15 protein-coding genes and 1 tRNA gene are annotated in these 16,496 nt (G+C 69.5%); 8 read left to right on the top strand and 8 right to left on the bottom strand.

Going from position 1 to position 16,496, the window contains the following annotated elements:
* Nucleotides 1–45: 45 nt before the first annotated feature.
* The 3 genes from RUH65_RS11645 (at nucleotide 46) to RUH65_RS11635 (ending at nucleotide 3,442) form a co-directional block, all read left to right on the top strand.
* On the top strand, nucleotides 46–2,151 hold the full coding sequence (locus RUH65_RS11645; RefSeq protein WP_396180125.1) for a cytochrome c oxidase assembly protein: 2,106 nt from the start codon (nucleotides 46–48) through the stop codon (nucleotides 2,149–2,151).
* On the top strand, nucleotides 2,148–3,005 hold the full coding sequence (locus RUH65_RS11640) for a hypothetical protein (protein WP_313817595.1): 858 nt from the start codon (nucleotides 2,148–2,150) through the stop codon (nucleotides 3,003–3,005). The genes RUH65_RS11645 and RUH65_RS11640 overlap by 4 nt, the downstream gene beginning before the upstream one ends.
* A 146-nt stretch (nucleotides 3,006–3,151) precedes the next feature.
* Nucleotides 3,152–3,442, top strand: coding sequence for a DUF6480 family protein (locus RUH65_RS11635; protein WP_313817594.1), 291 nt, complete (start codon nucleotides 3,152–3,154; stop codon nucleotides 3,440–3,442).
* Between the two features lie 10 nt (nucleotides 3,443–3,452).
* On the opposite strand, the gene RUH65_RS11630 is transcribed toward RUH65_RS11635, so the two are convergent.
* Both RUH65_RS11630 and RUH65_RS11625 read right to left on the bottom strand, forming a co-directional pair.
* Nucleotides 3,453–4,703, bottom strand: coding sequence for an MFS transporter (locus RUH65_RS11630; RefSeq protein ID WP_313817593.1), 1,251 nt, complete (start codon nucleotides 4,701–4,703; stop codon nucleotides 3,453–3,455).
* The gene (locus tag RUH65_RS11625) at nucleotides 4,700–5,374 is read right to left on the bottom strand and encodes a GntR family transcriptional regulator (RefSeq protein WP_313817592.1); all 675 of its coding nucleotides are present in this window, start codon (nucleotides 5,372–5,374) and stop codon (nucleotides 4,700–4,702) included. Before RUH65_RS11625 ends, RUH65_RS11630 begins: the two co-directional genes overlap by 4 nt.
* A 147-nt stretch (nucleotides 5,375–5,521) precedes the next feature.
* On the opposite strand from RUH65_RS11625, the gene RUH65_RS11620 reads away from it, so the two are divergent.
* Together RUH65_RS11620 and RUH65_RS11615 are read left to right on the top strand one after the other, a co-directional pair.
* Nucleotides 5,522–7,672: an NHL domain-containing thioredoxin family protein gene (locus RUH65_RS11620; RefSeq protein ID WP_313817591.1), complete on the top strand. Its 2,151-nt coding sequence runs from the start codon at nucleotides 5,522–5,524 to the stop codon at nucleotides 7,670–7,672.
* A 45-nt stretch (nucleotides 7,673–7,717) separates the two neighbouring features.
* On the top strand, nucleotides 7,718–8,194 hold the full coding sequence (locus tag RUH65_RS11615; protein WP_313817590.1) for a flavodoxin domain-containing protein: 477 nt from the start codon (nucleotides 7,718–7,720) through the stop codon (nucleotides 8,192–8,194).
* Between the two features lie 64 nt (nucleotides 8,195–8,258).
* Here the strand turns inward: RUH65_RS11615 and RUH65_RS11610 are convergent, their stop codons facing one another.
* From RUH65_RS11610 to RUH65_RS11600, 3 genes are all read right to left on the bottom strand, one after another.
* Nucleotides 8,259–9,044 (bottom strand): IclR family transcriptional regulator, encoded by a 786-nt coding sequence (locus RUH65_RS11610; RefSeq protein WP_313817589.1) that lies wholly within the window; start codon nucleotides 9,042–9,044, stop codon nucleotides 8,259–8,261.
* Nucleotides 9,031–10,353 carry a glycine cleavage T C-terminal barrel domain-containing protein gene (locus RUH65_RS11605; protein WP_313817588.1) on the bottom strand — a complete coding sequence of 441 codons (1,323 nt, stop codon included), beginning with the start codon at nucleotides 10,351–10,353 and terminating at the stop codon, nucleotides 9,031–9,033. The genes RUH65_RS11610 and RUH65_RS11605 overlap by 14 nt, the downstream gene beginning before the upstream one ends.
* Before the next feature lie 222 nt (nucleotides 10,354–10,575).
* Complete coding sequence (locus RUH65_RS11600) at nucleotides 10,576–11,760, bottom strand: hypothetical protein (protein ID WP_313817587.1); 1,185 nt, start codon at nucleotides 11,758–11,760, stop codon at nucleotides 10,576–10,578.
* Nucleotides 11,761–11,784: 24 nt separating this feature from the next.
* Here RUH65_RS11600 and RUH65_RS11595 point away from each other — a divergent pair, with 24 nt between their 5' ends.
* Nucleotides 11,785–12,276, top strand: a complete 492-nt coding sequence (locus RUH65_RS11595; protein WP_313817586.1) for a hypothetical protein — start codon at nucleotides 11,785–11,787, stop codon at nucleotides 12,274–12,276.
* 22 nt (nucleotides 12,277–12,298) lie between these two features.
* Here the strand turns inward: RUH65_RS11595 and RUH65_RS11590 are convergent, their stop codons facing one another.
* Together RUH65_RS11590 and RUH65_RS11585 are read right to left on the bottom strand one after the other, a co-directional pair.
* The gene (locus RUH65_RS11590) at nucleotides 12,299–13,309 is read right to left on the bottom strand and encodes an AEC family transporter (RefSeq protein WP_313817597.1); all 1,011 of its coding nucleotides are present in this window, start codon (nucleotides 13,307–13,309) and stop codon (nucleotides 12,299–12,301) included.
* A gap of 75 nt (nucleotides 13,310–13,384) precedes the next feature.
* Nucleotides 13,385–13,455: transfer RNA gene (locus RUH65_RS11585), tRNA-Gly, on the bottom strand.
* 141 nt (nucleotides 13,456–13,596) lie between these two features.
* Between RUH65_RS11585 and dcd the strand changes: the two genes are divergently transcribed.
* A complete protein-coding gene (gene dcd, locus RUH65_RS11580) occupies nucleotides 13,597–14,178 on the top strand; it encodes a dCTP deaminase (RefSeq protein ID WP_313817585.1) in 582 nt (193 codons plus the stop codon).
* 105 nt (nucleotides 14,179–14,283) lie between these two features.
* Here the strand turns inward: dcd and RUH65_RS11575 are convergent, their stop codons facing one another.
* Nucleotides 14,284–15,252 carry a DUF559 domain-containing protein gene (locus RUH65_RS11575; protein ID WP_313817584.1) on the bottom strand — a complete coding sequence of 323 codons (969 nt, stop codon included), beginning with the start codon at nucleotides 15,250–15,252 and terminating at the stop codon, nucleotides 14,284–14,286.
* 243 nt (nucleotides 15,253–15,495) lie between these two features.
* On the opposite strand from RUH65_RS11575, the gene RUH65_RS11570 reads away from it, so the two are divergent.
* Nucleotides 15,496–16,496: MFS transporter (locus tag RUH65_RS11570; protein ID WP_313817583.1), on the top strand; the 1,001-nt coding region annotated here is incomplete at its 3' end.

Raw genomic sequence — 16,496 nt, 5'->3', positions numbered from 1 at the left:
CCCCCCCCCCCCCCCCCCCCACCGGCAGGGACCACCTGCGAGAGAATGGATACTGTGAACTCTTCCCCAACCGCTGAGCGGGGCACCTCCGCGCCGGTATGGCTATGGCCCGTGGCCGGCGTCGTCGGCGCGGTCAGCCTGGTGCTCGCCGCCGCCTGGACGGGAATCCTGGCCGTGGACCAGCTCTCGGACCCCGGGGCCCTGACCCGGTGGGGACTGCCGGTGGCCGAGATGGTGAACAACCTGGCCATGCCCACCGCCGTCGGCGCGCTGATCTTCGCCTGCGCCATCATGCCGCCCACCCGCGGCCGGCCCGCTCACCGTGGAGAGGGCGGCGAACACCCGGCCTTCACCCGGCTGATGCAGGTGGCCACCGCGGCCTCCGTGGTCTGGACGCTGTCCGCCCTCGCCGTGCTCGTGCTGTCCTACTCTGACCTCTCCGGCATGCCCCTGGACCCCAGCGCCTCGTTCACCTCCGGCCTCGTCGGCTACCTGCAGGACATCTCCGTGGGCCAGGCCTGGACCGTGGTCACGGTCCTCGCCGCCGTGATCACCTCGCTGACCCTGGCCGTCCGCTCCACGGTCGGGTTGGCGTGGACCGCCCTGCTCGGCCTGGTCGGCATCGTGCCCCTGGCCCTGATCGGCCACTCGGCCTCCGGGGATGACCACAACGGGGCCGTCAACTCGATCGGCCTGCACCTGCTCGGGGTCGTCGTCTGGATCGGCGGGCTGATCGTCCTGGCCCTGATCTCCCCGCAGTTGCACGGACCGGATGGCGCCAGCGGCAAGCCGTCCGCCCACCGACAGGGCCCTGAACCGCTGATCTACACCGTGGTCAACCGCTACTCGCTCCTGGCCGGACTGGGACTGGCCACCGTGGTCCTGTCCGGAGTGGTCAACGCCGCCATCCGCATGAACACCCTGGAGCAGCTCGCCAGTCCCTACGGCGTGCTGGTGCTGGCCAAACTCGTGGGCTCCGTGCTGCTCGGCCTGATCGGCCTGATGCACCGGCTGTGGGTCATCCCGCGGCTGGCCACCGGCACCAGCGCCCCGCCGCCGGCCGCCAAACGCCTGCTCTGGCAGCTGATCGCGGTGGAGACGGCGATCATGGCGGCGATCATGGGGCTGGCCACCGTGCTCTCCCGCACCTCGCCGCCCGTGCCCGAGGAGATCGCCCCGGATGCCTCTCCGGCCCGCATCCTCACCGGCTACGACCTGCCCCCGGAACTGACCTTCGAGACCTGGTTCACGCAGTGGCGCTTCGACTGGCTGTGGGTCGCCATCATCGCGTTCCTGGCGCTCTGGTACGTGGGCGCCACCGCCCGGCTCCACGGCCGCGGTGACCGCTGGCCCGTGCTGCGCACGATCTCCTTCGTCGTCGGCCTGGCCATCCTGTTCTGGGTGACCTCGGGATCCCCGGCGATCTACGGCCAGGTCCTGTTCAGTGCCCACATGGTGGCCCACATGACGCTGACCATGATCTCGCCCATGTTCCTGGTCCTCGGCGCCCCCGTCACCCTGGCGCTGCGCTCCCTGCCCAGCCGAACGGACGGCTCCCGCGGCCCCCGCGAGTGGATCCTGTGGATCGTGCACTCGCCCTTCGGTCGGTTCATCACCAACCCCGTGGTGGCCGCCGTGAACTTCGCCGGTTCGATCCTGGTGTTCTACTACACCCCGTTCTTCGGCTTCTCCCTCCAGGAGCACCTCGGGCACGAGTTCATGAACGTGCACTTCCTGCTGACCGGCTACATCTTCGCCTCGGTGATGATCGGGATCGACCCGCTGCCACGCAAGGCGCTCTACCCGATCCGGTTGGTGATCCTGTTGGCCACCATGGCCTTCCACGCGTTCATCGGGGTGGCCATGACCTCTTCCGAATCCCTGCTCCAGGCCTCCTGGTTCGGCTCCACGGGACGCGACTGGGGCCCCTCCGCCCTCGCCGACCAGCAGATCGGCGGCGCCGTGATGTGGGGGATCGGTGAGGTGCCCACGGTGCTCATGGCGGTGGCGGTGGCCGTGATGTGGTCCCGCACGGACGCCAAGGAGACCAAGCGGCTGGACCGCAAGGCCGACCTCAACGACGAGGCCGAGCTCAAGGCCTGGAACCGCATGTATGAAGAGCTCGCCGAGAACGAGGAGCCCCGCCGATGACCATGCGTTCCGCCCGCCGCACTCCTGCCGACCTGACCACCCCCGGCGTCCGCCGGCTGGCCCGTCCGGGTGCCCGGATGGCCGCCCTGGGTCTGGCCGGGATGCTGGTCCTCACCGGTTGCTCGGGCGGCGCCAGTGACCAGGACGGGAACGACGCCGTCCCCGCCAACCCGCACGGGATCACCGCGGAGAACCCGTCCGCCGACCCCACCGAGACCGAGGCCGCCGACGCGCGGGCGGACCAGGCCGCGGTCGGTGCCGCGGCCGAGCGGGCCGCCAGCTTCGGATTCACCAACCAGGTCTCGGCCACGGACACCGAGATCGCCGCCACACGCGAGGACGCCCGGCTGCGCCAGACGAACTCCTCCGGCACCACGGTGGAGCCGGCCAGCTGCAAGTCCCCCCTGACGGCGGTGGACTGGTCGCCCATCCTCATGCCGGCGGCGGACGCCTCCCGGCTGGACTTCGGCTCCGAGACGTTCGCCGGGACGGGCACCGTGGAGGTCGCCTCCCTCGAGGACACCGGCGTGGTGGAGGACCACCTGGCCAACGTGGAGCGGCTCGTGGCGGATTGTCCTGAGCTGACGATGACCGTCACGGACTCGAACCTCCAGCAGTCCACGTTCGACTTCACCGCCCGGACCTCCGCGGCGGACGGAGACGGGGTGGACTCCGGCCTGGTGTGGACCCGCACCCCGGCTGGCGGGGGAGCGGAGACCACGGCGCAGGTGCTGATCGGACAGACGGACGAGCACGTGGTCATGGTCTCCTTCATCGGTGACTCGGAGGTGGCCGGCGAAGAGTTCACTGCCATCGCCGAGCAGATCCTGGCCGCCGCCGAGGGGGCGCTCTGAATCTCGCCGTGGACGGACCCCGGACCTCTCCTGAGACGGGACCCTGGACCCCATGGTGGACGGCAGGGGTTCACGCGCGGCCCGGGAGGCTGTCAGGATGGCCGCACCGAACCCCTGACCGGCAAACCGACTCGAAGGAGCCCGCCGTGAGCGCCACCCAGCCCCAGCCTGATGACAGTTTCCGGGATACGGAGAGCAACGAACTCGACGAACGGCGCACCCAGCAGCCCCAGCGCGGCGTCACGGGTGCCGCCAACCAGCCGGGAATGCCGGCGGAGGAGGACGGGGACACCTACTCCGAGGAACAGTCCGAGTCCGCGAACCCGGATCCGGCGGAGGAGAACGTCACCGGCCTGGACCGCGGTGGCAGCGTGCCCCCGGGGGAGACGCCGCCGGCTGACGGCCAGATGAGTCGAGACCAGGGCCACGAGGAGTAGTCCGGCGCGGCTACGTTCCGGACTGCTCCGGAGCGGACAGCCTGCGCAGGCGCCGGGCACCCGTGGACACGAATGCCAGGCAGACGACGCACACGACCGCCACCGCGGTCAGGGACACCGGGTAGGAAGACACCGGCAGCAACGCGGCCAGCAGGGTGGGCAGCAGGAAGCCCGAATAGGCCAGGGCGTAGAAGATGCCGGTGAGGCCGGCGAGGTCTTGCGGCGTGGCGATGGCCTGGACGTGGGCCAGCCCGGCGACCACGGTGATGCCATAGGCCACTCCGAGCACCACGGCCACGGCCAGGGCGAAGACCGGATCACGTAACAGCCCGGCCACCACGGCCAGCACCATCCCCGAGACCATGAGGGCCAATCCGAGGGACAGGGCCCGGCCGCGGGTGCGCCGGTCGATGTGGGCCACGACGGGCTGGACGGCGGCCCCGGAACCGAGCGTGAGGACGGTCAGCACGGTGGCATACAGCGTCGCCCAGTCGCCGAGACCTGGAGCCACCACGGCCGGCATGATCGCATAGGCGACCCCTGCCGCCGCGAAGACCCACGGCGCCGCCGGCAGGACGAGCCGGGTGAACCGGCGGTGACCGACCGAAGGAACGCGAAGGTCCTGCCACCACGGCCGGGTGGCCTGCTGCTGGCGGCCGACGGTCTCCGGTGCCGACAACAGTGGGAGGACGGATCCCGCCATGAGCGCCAGGTGGACGGCGTAGGGCAGTTGCGCCGGGGCCGGGGCCCATTGCGCCAATAACCCGGTGACGCCCGCCCCGAGCGCGAAGCCCAGGGTCAGGGTGAGCGATGGGCGGCGCGATCCCGCTCCGTCCGGGGCCTGGGTGTCATGGGGCGGTGCGGACAGTTCCTTGATCCAGGAGGCCCCGACGGACATGGCCACGCCCACGCCGATGCCGGCGAGAGCCCGGCCGAGGCAGAGCAGGATCATCGAGTGGAGCCCCAGGCCCAGGAGGACGCTGCCGGCGGTGGCGGCGGCCACTCCGGCCAGCATCACGGGTCGCCGGCCGTACCGGTCGGACAAGGCAGCGGCCACGAGCAGTCCCGGGATCAGGCCGAAGACGTACATGCCCAGCAGGAGGTTCGCCTGCCATGGCGAGTAGTTCCCGAGTTCCTCGTAGAGGTGCAGCAGGGGGGTGAAATGGTTGCCACCCCAGGCCAACAGGAACACCGCCGGAGCCACCCGGAGCCACGGAGGTCGGTGGCCGGGTTCCGCCGCCGGGACCGCAGTCCGGCTCACTGGTGGGCCTCCGGGAAGTGGGCGGACCGGATGTGGTGGCGCACGGCTGTCTCGAAGGCGGTGGGATCACCGGCCTCGATGGGCCGGAGCAGGTCCTCGTGCTCGCCGTGGTAGCGGCGGGCGGCCTCGAGGTCGCCATGGGCAGCCTGGTAGGTCAGCCGGGCGAAACGCGGTCCCAGGGCGGTGGCGAGTTCGGTGACCACGCGGTTGCCGCCGGACTCGATGATCCGCAGGTGGAAACCGAAGTCTGCCTCGGCGAAGAGCAGGACGTCACCGGCATCGAGGGCGGCCCGCTGGTCTTCCAGGCTGGTTCTCAAGGCGGCCACCAGTTCGGAGCGATCGGGGGCGGACGGGGCAAGCAGCTCAACGCTGCGGACCTCCCACATGGCGCGGAGGTCCAGCAGATCGCGACGTTCGCCACCCGAGACTGCGGTGACGATGCCACCCTTCTTCGGAGCGAGCCGCACCAGGCCCCATGATTGCAAGTGCAGCATGGCCTCCCGGGCCGGCGTCCGGCTGGCGCCGGCGGCCTCGGCCAAGTCTGCTTCCGTGAGCAGTTCCCCGGGCTCGTGCCGGCCCTCCACGATGCGTTGGGCGGCCACAGCGGCCATGCGGAGGGCCATGGAACGGGGAGCGGGGTCATGCCAGGGGAGCAGAATGCGTTCGGTCACGAAGTCAGCCTATAACTTGCATGCATTGATGCATGCATTAGAAGGGGCGCCAGCGGAGCCGGGAATGGTGACGGCGCCCGGCGTCGTTGTCCCTGTATGACGCCACCGAGTGGCATCGCCCGACGCCCGCAGACGAGAATGGACCTCATGAGCACCCCTGCCGACCAGCCGGTCACCACAGCAGCCCCCGATGATGCCGCTTCCAGTGCCTCCGGACTGCGGACCACCTCCCGCGTCCGCGCCTCCGAGCTCGTCGGCCGCAACTGGCTGAACACGGGCGGCACGGCCCTGGACCTGGAATCGCTGCGCGGCAAGATCGTGATCCTGGACTTCTGGTCCTTCTGCTGTGTCAACTGTCTGCACGTGCTGGACGAGCTGCGGCCCCTGGAGGCCGAGTTCCATGAGGTGCTCGTGACCGTGGGCGTGCACTCGCCGAAGTTCGATCACGAGGCGGACCCGGACGCGCTCGCGGCGGCCGTGGAACGTTATGACGTCCAGCACCCTGTGCTGGACGATCCGACCCTCACCACGTGGCAGGCCTACTCGGCCCGCGCGTGGCCCACCCTGGTGGTGGTGGACCCTGAGGGCTACATCGCCGCACACCTCTCCGGAGAAGGCCATGTGGCCGGGCTGACCTCGCTCGTCAACGAGCTGGTGGCGGAGCACGAGACCAAGGGCACCCTGCACCGCGGCAACGGCCCCTACGTCCCGCCGGAACCGGTGTCTCGTGACCTGAGGTTCCCCGGCAAGGCCATCGCCCTGGGTGCCCGCGGCTCGCAGCCCGGCACGTTCCTGGTGGCGGACACCGGCCACCACCGGCTCGTCGAACTGGGCGAGGACCTGACCACCGTGCTGCGGACCATCGGCGAGGGCAGCAAGGGCATCACGGACGGTGGCCCGGACGCGGCCTGCTTCAACGAGCCCCAGGGCCTGACCCTGCTGCCGGAGGGCGTGGCCGCCGTGGCGGGCTACGACGTGGTGGTGGCGGACACCGTCAACCACCGGCTGCGCGGCGTGCACCTGGCGGACGGGACCGTGACCACCCTGGCCGGCAACGGCGTGCAGCGCCTGATCGATCCGGAACGGGCCCGCGGCTCCGCGGATGCCGGGTCCGGCGAGGGTGAAGCGTCCGTGTCCCTCGAGCCGTTCGGCACCGATCCGCTGCAGACCTCCCTCTCCAGCCCCTGGGACGTGCTCTGGTCCACCGCCGAGGACACCCTCATCGTGGCCATGGCCGGCACCCACCAGATCTTCAGCTTCGACCCCCGCACCGCGGAACTCGCCGTCTACGCAGGCACCGGGCTGGAGGGCCTCGAGGACGGCGCCCCGGACGTGGCCTGGTTCGCCCAGACCTCCGGGCTGGCCGAGTCCGCGGACGGCACCCTGTGGCTGGCGGACTCCGAGTCCTCCGCCCTGCGGTCCATCACCCCGGGCGGGGCCACGGCCGGCACCTCGCCGACCACCGGATCCGAGACGCCGGCGCGCCAGGTGAGCTCCGCCGTCGGGACCGGGCTGTTCGATTTCGGCTTCCGCGACGGGGCCGCCGAGCAGGCCCGCTTCCAGCACCCGCTGGGCGTGGCCGCGCTGCCGGACGGCTCCGTGCTGGTGGCGGACACCTACAACGGGGCCATCCGCCGGTATGCCCCGGCCGGGGTGGCTGCTGACGGCCGCGCCACCGAGGCCGAGGTGTCCACCGTGGCCCGCGGGCTGAAGGAGCCATCCGACATCTTGGTCGAGCCGGATGCCGAGGGGAACCCCGCCTCGATCGTGGTGGTGGAGACCAACGCCCACCAGCTGGTGCGGCTCTCCGTGCCGGAGGAGTACCTGCAGGTGGATGAGGGCGCGCTGCAGACCCAGCGTCCCCGGACCGCCATCGCCGCCGGGGACGTGGAGCTGGCGGTGGCCTTCAAGGCTCCCACCGGGCAGAAGCTGGACGACCGCTGGGGCGATCCCACGCAGCTGAAGATCTCCTCCTCCCCGGAGAACCTGCTCCTGGGCGGCGACGGCACCTCGACCGGACTGCGCCGGACCCTGCGGATCAATCCCGAGGTGGCCGAGGGCGTCCTGCACATCACCGCGCGTGCCGCCTCCTGCGACGGTGAGAAGGGCCAGCCGATCCCGGACCACGCCGCCTGCCACCTCTACCAGCAGGACTGGGGCATCCCGGTGACCGTGCACGCCGGAACCGGCGGCGCCGAGACGGCGACGTCGACCCAGACGCGGGCAGCGACCCAGGCCGCTGCCTCCGGTCCGGCGCCGGAGACCCGTCTGGACCTGGACCTGCGCGGGATACACTGACAAGCGCCAGCACCGCACCCGACACCCGAAGGCGGCAGATGTCCCATGACCACCCTGGTTGTAGCCTCCTCACAGCACGGATCCACCCGAGAGATCGCCGAACGGATCGCCCAGGTCCTGCGCGTGAACAAGGGAGTGACCACCGTGGTGGAGCACCCGAAGGACGCCCCGAAGTGGCTCGCGACGGTCGACGCCGTGGTGGTGGCCTTGCCGATCTACCGTGATGCCCTGGACAAGACCGGTAAGGCGTTCCTGGACACCCACCGGGCCGAACTGGCGGACAAGTCCCTGTTCATCCTCGCCTCCGGCGCGGCGCCCTCGATCAACCCGCGGCTGCAGGCCACCATCGACTCCTACGGAGCCCGGGACACCGCCTACCTGCGCGGCGCCCTGACCGAGGAGAAGCTCGGCTTCCTGGACAAGCTGAGCATCAAGCTGGTCAAGGGCCAGTACGGCGACTTCCGCAACTGGGAGGCCATCGAGGCCTGGGGCAAGTCGCTGTCCGACCGCGGCGCCCACTAGAACCTTCGCAGTCCCTCCAGTTGTTTGATGACAGCGGGACGAGTCCGAACATCTGCGGACCGGCTCAGCCGGCCGAGTACCCCATCCGCTGGCTGGCGGCCAGGCCGGACCGGTGCAGCGCCTCGAGGACCGCGGGATCGCCGTCGGGGGAGAACCGGAAGGCCGGGCCGGACACGCTGATACTCGCGATCACCGCGCCCCGGTGGTCGTGGACCGGGACGGCCACCGAGGACAACCCGATCTCGTACTCCTCCCGGGTCAGGGCGTACCCAGCGTGCGCGGCCTGGAGCAACTCCTCCTCGAGCCGGGCCCGTGAGGTGATGGTCCGGGAGGTGAACCGCGGCAAGCGGGTGCCCTGCAGCAGATCACGGCGGTCATCCGTGGACAGGGCCGCCAGCAGCACCTTGCCCGAGGCGGTGGCGTGCAGCGGCGTCAGACTGCCGATCCAATCCTGCGTGGCCAGGGTGGACGGGCCGAGGGCCTGGTCCACGTTGACGGCGTAGCCGGAGCGGAGCACGGCCAGGTTCACGGTCTCCTTCACCGCGGTGGCGAGGTCCTGCAGCAGGGGCCCGGCCTCCTGGACGAGATTCAACCGGCCGGGGATGGCCGCGGCCAGGCGCAGGATGCCGAACCCCAGCTGGTACTTGCCGCGGTCCCGGTCCTGCTGCACCAGCTCCCGGGCCACCAGAGCCCCGAGGAGGCGGGACGCCGTGGACTTGTGGATCCCCATCTCCGCGGCGATCTCGCTGACGCCGGCCCGGCCCTGGCGGGCGAGGATCTGCAGGACGGTGGCGGCCCGGTCCACGGACTGAACCCCGGAGGCTCCACCCTCGTCCTCACACGGCGGCATCCAGCCCCCGTTGGCGCAGGATCTCGCGTTGGTTCGGGTTGACGGAGGGCCGGAAGGGAACCTCGACCACCTCGGCGGCCACGGGACTGCCCGGGACATCGGAGTACTCGTCCGGCAACTGGACCCACAGGTGGGTGCCCACTCGGGTGAGGTCCAACGGCACATAGCCCATGGCGATGTTCTGGCCGAGCTCTGGCGAGAACCAGGGAGAGGTGACGTAGCCGACCGGCTCGCCCGGGCCGGCGTCGTGGGTGGCGCTGATGAGCCAGAAGTCCGGCGCATAGTCCTCGATGGGCTTGCCACCCAGCCGCAGGCCGACCAACTGGTGGGTATACGGCGGGGCGCCGGCCTCGAGCTGACGCCGGGCCTCCTCCAGGGCGGCCTTGCCGATGTAGTCGGCGGTCTTCTCACGGGGCACCTGATAGCCGAGGTTGGCCTGGAAGGGCAGGGTCTCCTGGTCCATGTCCTGGCCCCAGGACAGGATCCCGGCCGCGATCCGGCGGTGGTGCGCCGGGGCGACGACGGCCAGCTGATGAGGCTTGCCGGCCTCCAGGACCGTGTTCCACAGGGTCTCGGCGTGCAGGGTGGCGTCCTTCAGGTAGATCTCATAGCCTTTCTCCCCGCTGAAGCCGGTCTGGGAGACGATGACGGCGCAGCCGCCCACGTCCCCGGACAGCAGGCCATAGGGCGGCAGCTCCGCCGCGGCGGAGCCGAAGAGGTCCGCCATCAGGTCCACCGACTTCGGCCCCTGGATCTGCACCGGGGCCACGTCGATCTCGCGGATGTCCACCTCGAACCGGCGGCCGATGTTGACGCCCTGGAGCCAGAACAGCAGGTCGGAGTCCGAGAGGCTGAACCAGAACTCGTCCTCGGCCACGCGCAGCAGGACGGGGTCGTTGAGGATCCCCCCGTCCTCGTTGCAGAGGATCACGTAGCGGGCGTGCATGACGGGGATGCGGGTGGCGTCCCGGGTGATGACGAAGTTCACGAAGTCCTCGGCGCCGGGACCCTGCACCCGGATCTGCCGTTCCACCGCAACGTTCCACAGGGTCACGTGGTTCACGAGCGAGTCGTATTCGGCCATCATCCCGCCGTCCTCCGGCCGGACGTAGCCGCGCGGGTGGTACATGCGGTTGTAGACGGAGGCCCGCCAGCATCCGGCCTCCATGGACAGGTGCCAATAGGGAGATTTGCGGACGCGGGTGTCGATCAGCATCTCGACCGGGGTCGGGCCGGACTGCCGGAGGTTGATCGGGACGGTGCGGTCCTGCTGGTCGATCGAGGGGGCGTTGGGGTGAGTGTTCTGCATGGGGGTCATCCTCTGGGCGCTGTGAGCGGCGGGGAGGTTGCCGCGGCGACGGCCGGGCAGCCCCGCCAGACGTTGCGCATCATGAACACCGTTCCGTCATGCGCATCTTGTGCGACCACCGTAGCGGCGTCAAAAGTCCCGGGGAAGAGGTGCGCTCCCGTCGTTTCACCGTGGCCTTCCCCTCGTTTTCTCCTCGCCCTCGAGTCGGAGTGCCCGACGCCGTCAGGGAACGTTCGGCGTGTAACGCACCGCCTCCGGGGTGACGGTGAGGTCGGCCTCCAGCGTGAACGGTTCGCGGTGCTCGACCGTGCGCTGTTCGCCGGTCATCAGGTCGATCTCGCTCAAGGACAGGATGGCCTCCGCCTCCAGTGGTGCGACCGCCGTCGGATCGTCGCCCTCGGCAGGTAGCGCGTGCACGCTGGCCTGGGGGTCGCCGGCCAGAGACCAGGTGATCGACTCCGGCGGAATCCGGTTCACCGTGTCATAGCCCATGGGGCAGCCGGCGGGGTTGAGCACCTTCTGCTCCGTGCATCCGGCGAGGAAGCGGTCCAGCTGCTCATTGACCTCCACCGAGACGGAGTCCGTGTACCGCAGCGCGAGGTCCAGCGTGAGGGGATCGGACGACGGCTCGGTGGCGTCTGCCTCGGTGTCGGTGCCCTCGGCCGCGGTGTGGTCCACGATCAGCCGGGTCGGCTCGGCTTGCAGGTAGGTGCTCTCGAAGCCGGCCTCCACCACCATTGGGGGCAGCACCGCAAAGGACCGACCGGGCGTCTGGCCCTGCTCGGTCACCAGGGGTGCCTGGATGCCGTTCACGGAGGCCGTCAGCGGACCGGACGCGGCTTCGGCCGGCAACGGTGTCGGTACCACCTGGACTGATTGGACGGGAACCTCCGCCATCCGCCACCGGTCGAAGAAGAGCCAATCGCGGCCCGCCTTCTCCACCATGAACGTGGTGCTGTGCTCCTCGCCGTCCACGGTGTAGCCGACCAGGACCTCCGTTGACCGGCCGTCTGCCGTCTCCTCACCGGTGGAGACGGTGAGCTCTCCGAGGGCCGCCATGCCGGAGATCAGCGGCTCGCCCCGCAGCAGGTCTGTGGCTGTGCCGGGCGCCAGCTCGGGAGTGTCACTGGAGGCCAGCGCCACCGCGGTCCCACCCTCACCGGCGGCCAGCGCTGCCAGGTAGTCCTCGACCTGGGCCTCGGGGGAATAGACGGTGGTGTTCACCGTGGCGATCGCGATGCCCCCGGCCACCAGCGCCAACGCGGCACCGCCGCCCCACCAGGCCCAGGCCGGACCCAGTGTCCGACGGCGGCGGTTTCCTGATGCACCGGCATCTCGTTCCCCGGATCCGTCCTTCGCCGGCTGACCGTCGGTCCCGGTGGCGGTGTCGTCTCTGACCTCTGGCATGACTGCCATCCTAGGATGGGCAGCATGCACTCGTCGCAGCGATACGCCGCCGTCGTGGTGTCCCTGGTGGTGGTGGGCTACGTGACCGTGGCAGCATTGCAGATCCTCGTGTGGAATCCGCTGGCGGCCGTGCCCGGGATGACCCTGGGGCAGATCCGTCATTCCATGGAAGAGGCCAATGAGGCTCTCCACCTCGCCCCGGTGATCATTGTCCTCGGGCTGGGCGTGGTCCTGACAACGGTACTGGTGACCTGGATGGTGCGAGCCGGCGGGGCAGCGGTCCACGTGGTGCTGTTGGGGTTGGCCCTGGTGGCCTGCGGGGCTCCCGCGTACATTTTGGCGTCCTTCAACGCCGGCATGAGCCTGGCTGATGCCTTCGCGATCTCCGGTGGGGACGTCGCCCCCTGGGGCGGGGTGCTGCTGCAGTTCAGGGGCGTGGCGTTCCTGGCGTTCTGGCTCGTACTGCTGTGGCGGGCCGGGATGAGGCGGGCTCGTCGCCGCGGCGTCAGAGCCTGAACCGGGCCGAACGAGGACTCTCTCAGGCGAAGATCAGCGCGACGGCGATCATGGCAGGGATCGCCACGATGGTGGTGATGAGGATCGTGTCCTTCGAGGCCACCATGCCGGTCTCATAGCGGGAGGCCGAGACGAACACATTCTGCGCCGTGGGCAGGGATCCCAGGACCACAGCGATCAGCAGCTCATTGCCCTCCATCCCGAACAGCGGTCCGGCCACGACCCAGGCCAGCAGCGGGTGGATCAGCAGCTTGATGGTGGAGGCCAGGGCCACGTCCGGCCGGCGGCCGGCGGCCTTCTCGAAAGGTCTGGAGCCGACCAGGGACATGCCGAACGCCACCAGCATGGCCGGGATGGATGCGCCGGCGATCAGGCTGATGGCTTCGGCGATCGGCTCCGGCAGGGACCACCCGGTCGCCGAGAAGACGAGTCCGAGCACCGAACCGATGATCATCGGGTTCACCGCGATGTGGCCGACCTGCCGCCAGAAGGCGACCCACCGGTTGGGCGGGCGCGTCGGACCGGGCGAGCGGCCGGCGTCGTGCCCGGACGCTCTGTCCGCAGCCGCGCGGCGGCGGGCCTCGGCCAGGGTGGTGGAGTCCAGCGAGGCCACGTAGATGGGGGTGTATATGGCGAGCTGGAAGATCAGCACCGGGGCGGCGAGGGCGGCGTCTCCGAGGACATAGGCGGCGATGGGGATGCCCAGGTTGGCGGAGTTGACCATCGAGGCGCTGAGGGCACCGATGACGGTCTCCGAGCCGTCGCGCTTCGGCAGGATGAACCGGGCCAGCAGAAGGTAGAGACCGGCGGCGGCGAAGGCGGAGATGCCGGCGACCAGCAGCTGCGGGCCCAGCACGGACTGCACGTCAGCGGCGGAGAGCGTGTCGAAGAGCAGGGCGGGGCTGGCCACGAAGAAGGCGAGGCGGGACAGGACCGGCTGACCGTGCTCGCCGAGGACCTTGGAGCGGCCCGTGGCGTAGCCGACCAGGATGATCACCCAGACGACCGTGAATCCGGAGATGACCTCCAGCAACGGCATCTCCTTCCCCTGCGGTTCCGCCCCTGAGGCTGGATCCGGCCGGATCGGGCGCACCCCGGGCATAAAGAGAGCGGGCGACGGGAATCGAACCCGCGTATCTTGCTTGGGAAGCAAGCGCTCTACCATTGAGCTACGCCCGCAGGACACGGCCTGTTCGGCCTGTCACGCGCAGTCCAGCTTACACGGATTCCCCCGCAGGTCACTGCGGGACACGGGGCGAAGGCGGTGTCCGCTTCTGCACTGCTTCTGCACCTTGGTCGGCCCTGCGCTAGTTTGGGTAGGTGCTTCTCTCAGACCGCGACATCAGGGCCGAACTCAGCGCCGGACGCATCCAGCTGGACCCGCTGGTCCTGGACATGGTCCAGCCCTCCAGCGTGGATGTCCGCCTCGACCGGTTCTTCCGGCTCTTCGACAACCACAAGTACGCGCACATCGACCCGGCCGAACCGCAGGAGGAATTGACCCGGCTGGTCGAGGTGGACCCCGAGGAACCGTTCATCCTGCATCCGGGGGAGTTCGTGCTGGGCTCCACCTATGAACAGGTCACCCTGCCGGACGACATCGCCGCGCGCCTGGAGGGCAAGAGCTCGCTGGGCCGCTTGGGCCTGCTGACGCACTCGACCGCCGGCTTCATCGACCCCGGCTTCTCCGGGCACGTGACGCTCGAGCTGTCCAATATGGCGACTCTGCCGATCAAGCTGTGGCCCGGCTCGAAGATCGGCCAGCTCTGCTTCTTCCGGCTGTCCTCGCCTGCCGAGCACTCCTACGGCTCCGGCCCCTATCTGAACCGCTACCAGGGACAGCGTGGCCCCACGGCATCCCGCTCGCACCAGAACTTCCACCGGACCATCATCGAGCGCTGACGGGGGCCGCATTGCCAGCTCGAAGGATCAGTTGCTGAATTTGTGCCCAGTGTTTGGCCCGGTCACCGGGGTCGCACCCAGCAACTGATGACCAACTGCGGTGCCCTACGCCGTGGCTGAGTTGCCGTGAGCCTCGAACCGGCGGCGAACCACATCGATCAGGCGCCTGAAACCCTGGTCGAGGTCGAGCGACGTCAGGCGGATCACGAGCCATCCGCGTTCTTGGAACCACGCGTCTCGATAGGCATCGGAGGCCTGCTGTGATGCCGTGCGATGGTGTTTTCCGTCGTACTGGATGGCAATCTTCTGATCTCGGTAACCCAGGTCTGCCGCGGGGGCAAAGCGGTCGCCGGGATTCCCCTTGAGCTGCACGACCGGTTCGGGAAGGCCTGCATCCACCAGGGCCAGCCGCGTCAACGTCTCCGGTGGTGAATCGGCGCCGACACGGCATCTCGCCAGCGCGGCCCGTGCACCGCGGACTCCCTTGACCGAGCCTGCCCTGAGTAGCGCGTCGGACAATCCAGCCAGGGTTGCCAAGCCGTCAACGCGCCGATCCTGGTCCCACGGTCTGTTGACGATGGCATCCCCCAGGATGATGAGGTCGGTGAGGTCCAGGAGACTGGCCATGTCCACCCAGGTTCTCGCCGGGCTGGTCAGTGGCAGCCGCCGGAACTGCGCCCGATCCTCTTCTGGCACCGGTGAACGATGGGCCGTGATGCCCTTGCGCTGGGCGGCTCCAGTCCCACTACACCACGTCAGGTGGATCGTCCTGTCCGAGGCGACGATGTCCGGGAGGGGCAGACGGAACACGAGGGCGGCGGTGCTGTGGGAATACACCGCGCCCGGAAACTGTCGTGCCAACGCGGCCAAGGCCAGCCGGCCCATTCCGTGGCCGGGTTCGTCGAAGCCGGCGGGCCATCCGGTGTCAACCGACGAGGACGCCAGCAACCCGTGGCCGAGGCGAACGATATCCCGTGCCTCGAGACGCTTCCTGCTGACGCCATGGCGACGTGCCTCAGCTCGGGTGAAGGGCGTGTGCTGCAGCGGTTCCGGCAGGGCGCGTCGATGGACCATGAAGCCATCGTGGTCCGGTGGACGGTCTCGCGGGTCCGGACCGGACAACCTGTGGACAACTGCGGTCGGATCTGCGGTGGGCCGGGACGGTGGCCAACCACCAGTTGTTGAGGACGTCCCGGTGTTAGACCGCAACACCGGGGTGTTGTCCAGCAACTGATGTGGAAGCCATGCGGCGGGAAGGCCGTCGCGTCGTCGCCGGCCGTTCACTATCCGGACCCGGCAGCCAAGTAGCATGCCCGCATGAGCACACCCAATGCAGCGGAATCTTCCGCGGCCATGGCGGACGCTGGTCCGATCGATCGTCCGCTGAACCGGAAGCACGTCACCGCATGGGCATTGTGGGACTGGGGCTCCGCCTCCTTCAACGCGGTCATGGTGACGTTCGTGTTCGCCACCTACCTGGCCTCGGACTCGTTCGGGCCGGATGACCGGGGCACGCAGTGGCTCACCGCGGCCAACGCGATCGGCGGACTCGTGGTGGCGCTCACCGCTCCCGTGATGGGCCAGCGCTCGGACCGGGGTGGCCGGCGCAAGCTGTGGCTGGGCGTCAACACCGGCGCGGTCATCCTGCTCACGGCCCTGTGCTTCTTCGTCCGCCCGGATGAGGCCTACCTGTTACTCGGCGTGGTCCTGATCGCCGCCGCCAATGTGGCCTTCGAGTTCGCCGGGGTGAACTACAACGCCATGCTGCTGCAGGTGGCCACGCCGAAGACCATCGGCAAGGTCTCCGGCATCGGTTGGGGAGCCGGCTACGTGGGCGGAATCTTCCTGCTGCTCATCCTCTACGTGGGCTTCATCGCGGGGGACACGCACTGGCTCGGGGTGACCAACGACGACGCGATGAACATCCGTGTGGTGGCCCTCTTCTCAGCCCTGTGGTTCATCGCCTTCGCCCTGCCGCTGTTCTTCAGCGCCCCTGAACACCGGGGCTCCGGTGAGGAGGAGAAGGTCAGTCTGCTCGAGTCCTACCGCCGTCTCTGGCGGACCATCCTGGGTCTGTGGCGGCATCAGCGCAACACCTTCTGGTTCCTGGCGTCCTCGGCAGTTTTCCGTGACGGCGTCGGCGCGGTCTTCGCCTACGGCGCCATCCTCGGCACCACGGTCTACGGTGTGGATCCGGCCGACATTCTCATCTTCGGTATCGCCGCCAACGTGGTGGCCGCCGCCGGGTCCTTCGCTGGTGGCTGGATCGATGATCGGATCGGGCCGAAGCGGGTCATCATGGGGTCGCTGGTGGGGCT

The sequence above is a fragment of the Citricoccus sp. genome (assembly GCF_032154715.1).
Classification (GTDB): domain Bacteria; phylum Actinomycetota; class Actinomycetes; order Actinomycetales; family Micrococcaceae; genus Citricoccus.
Note: the sequence above shows the minus strand (reverse complement) of the source record. Positions and strands in the feature narration are given on the sequence as shown.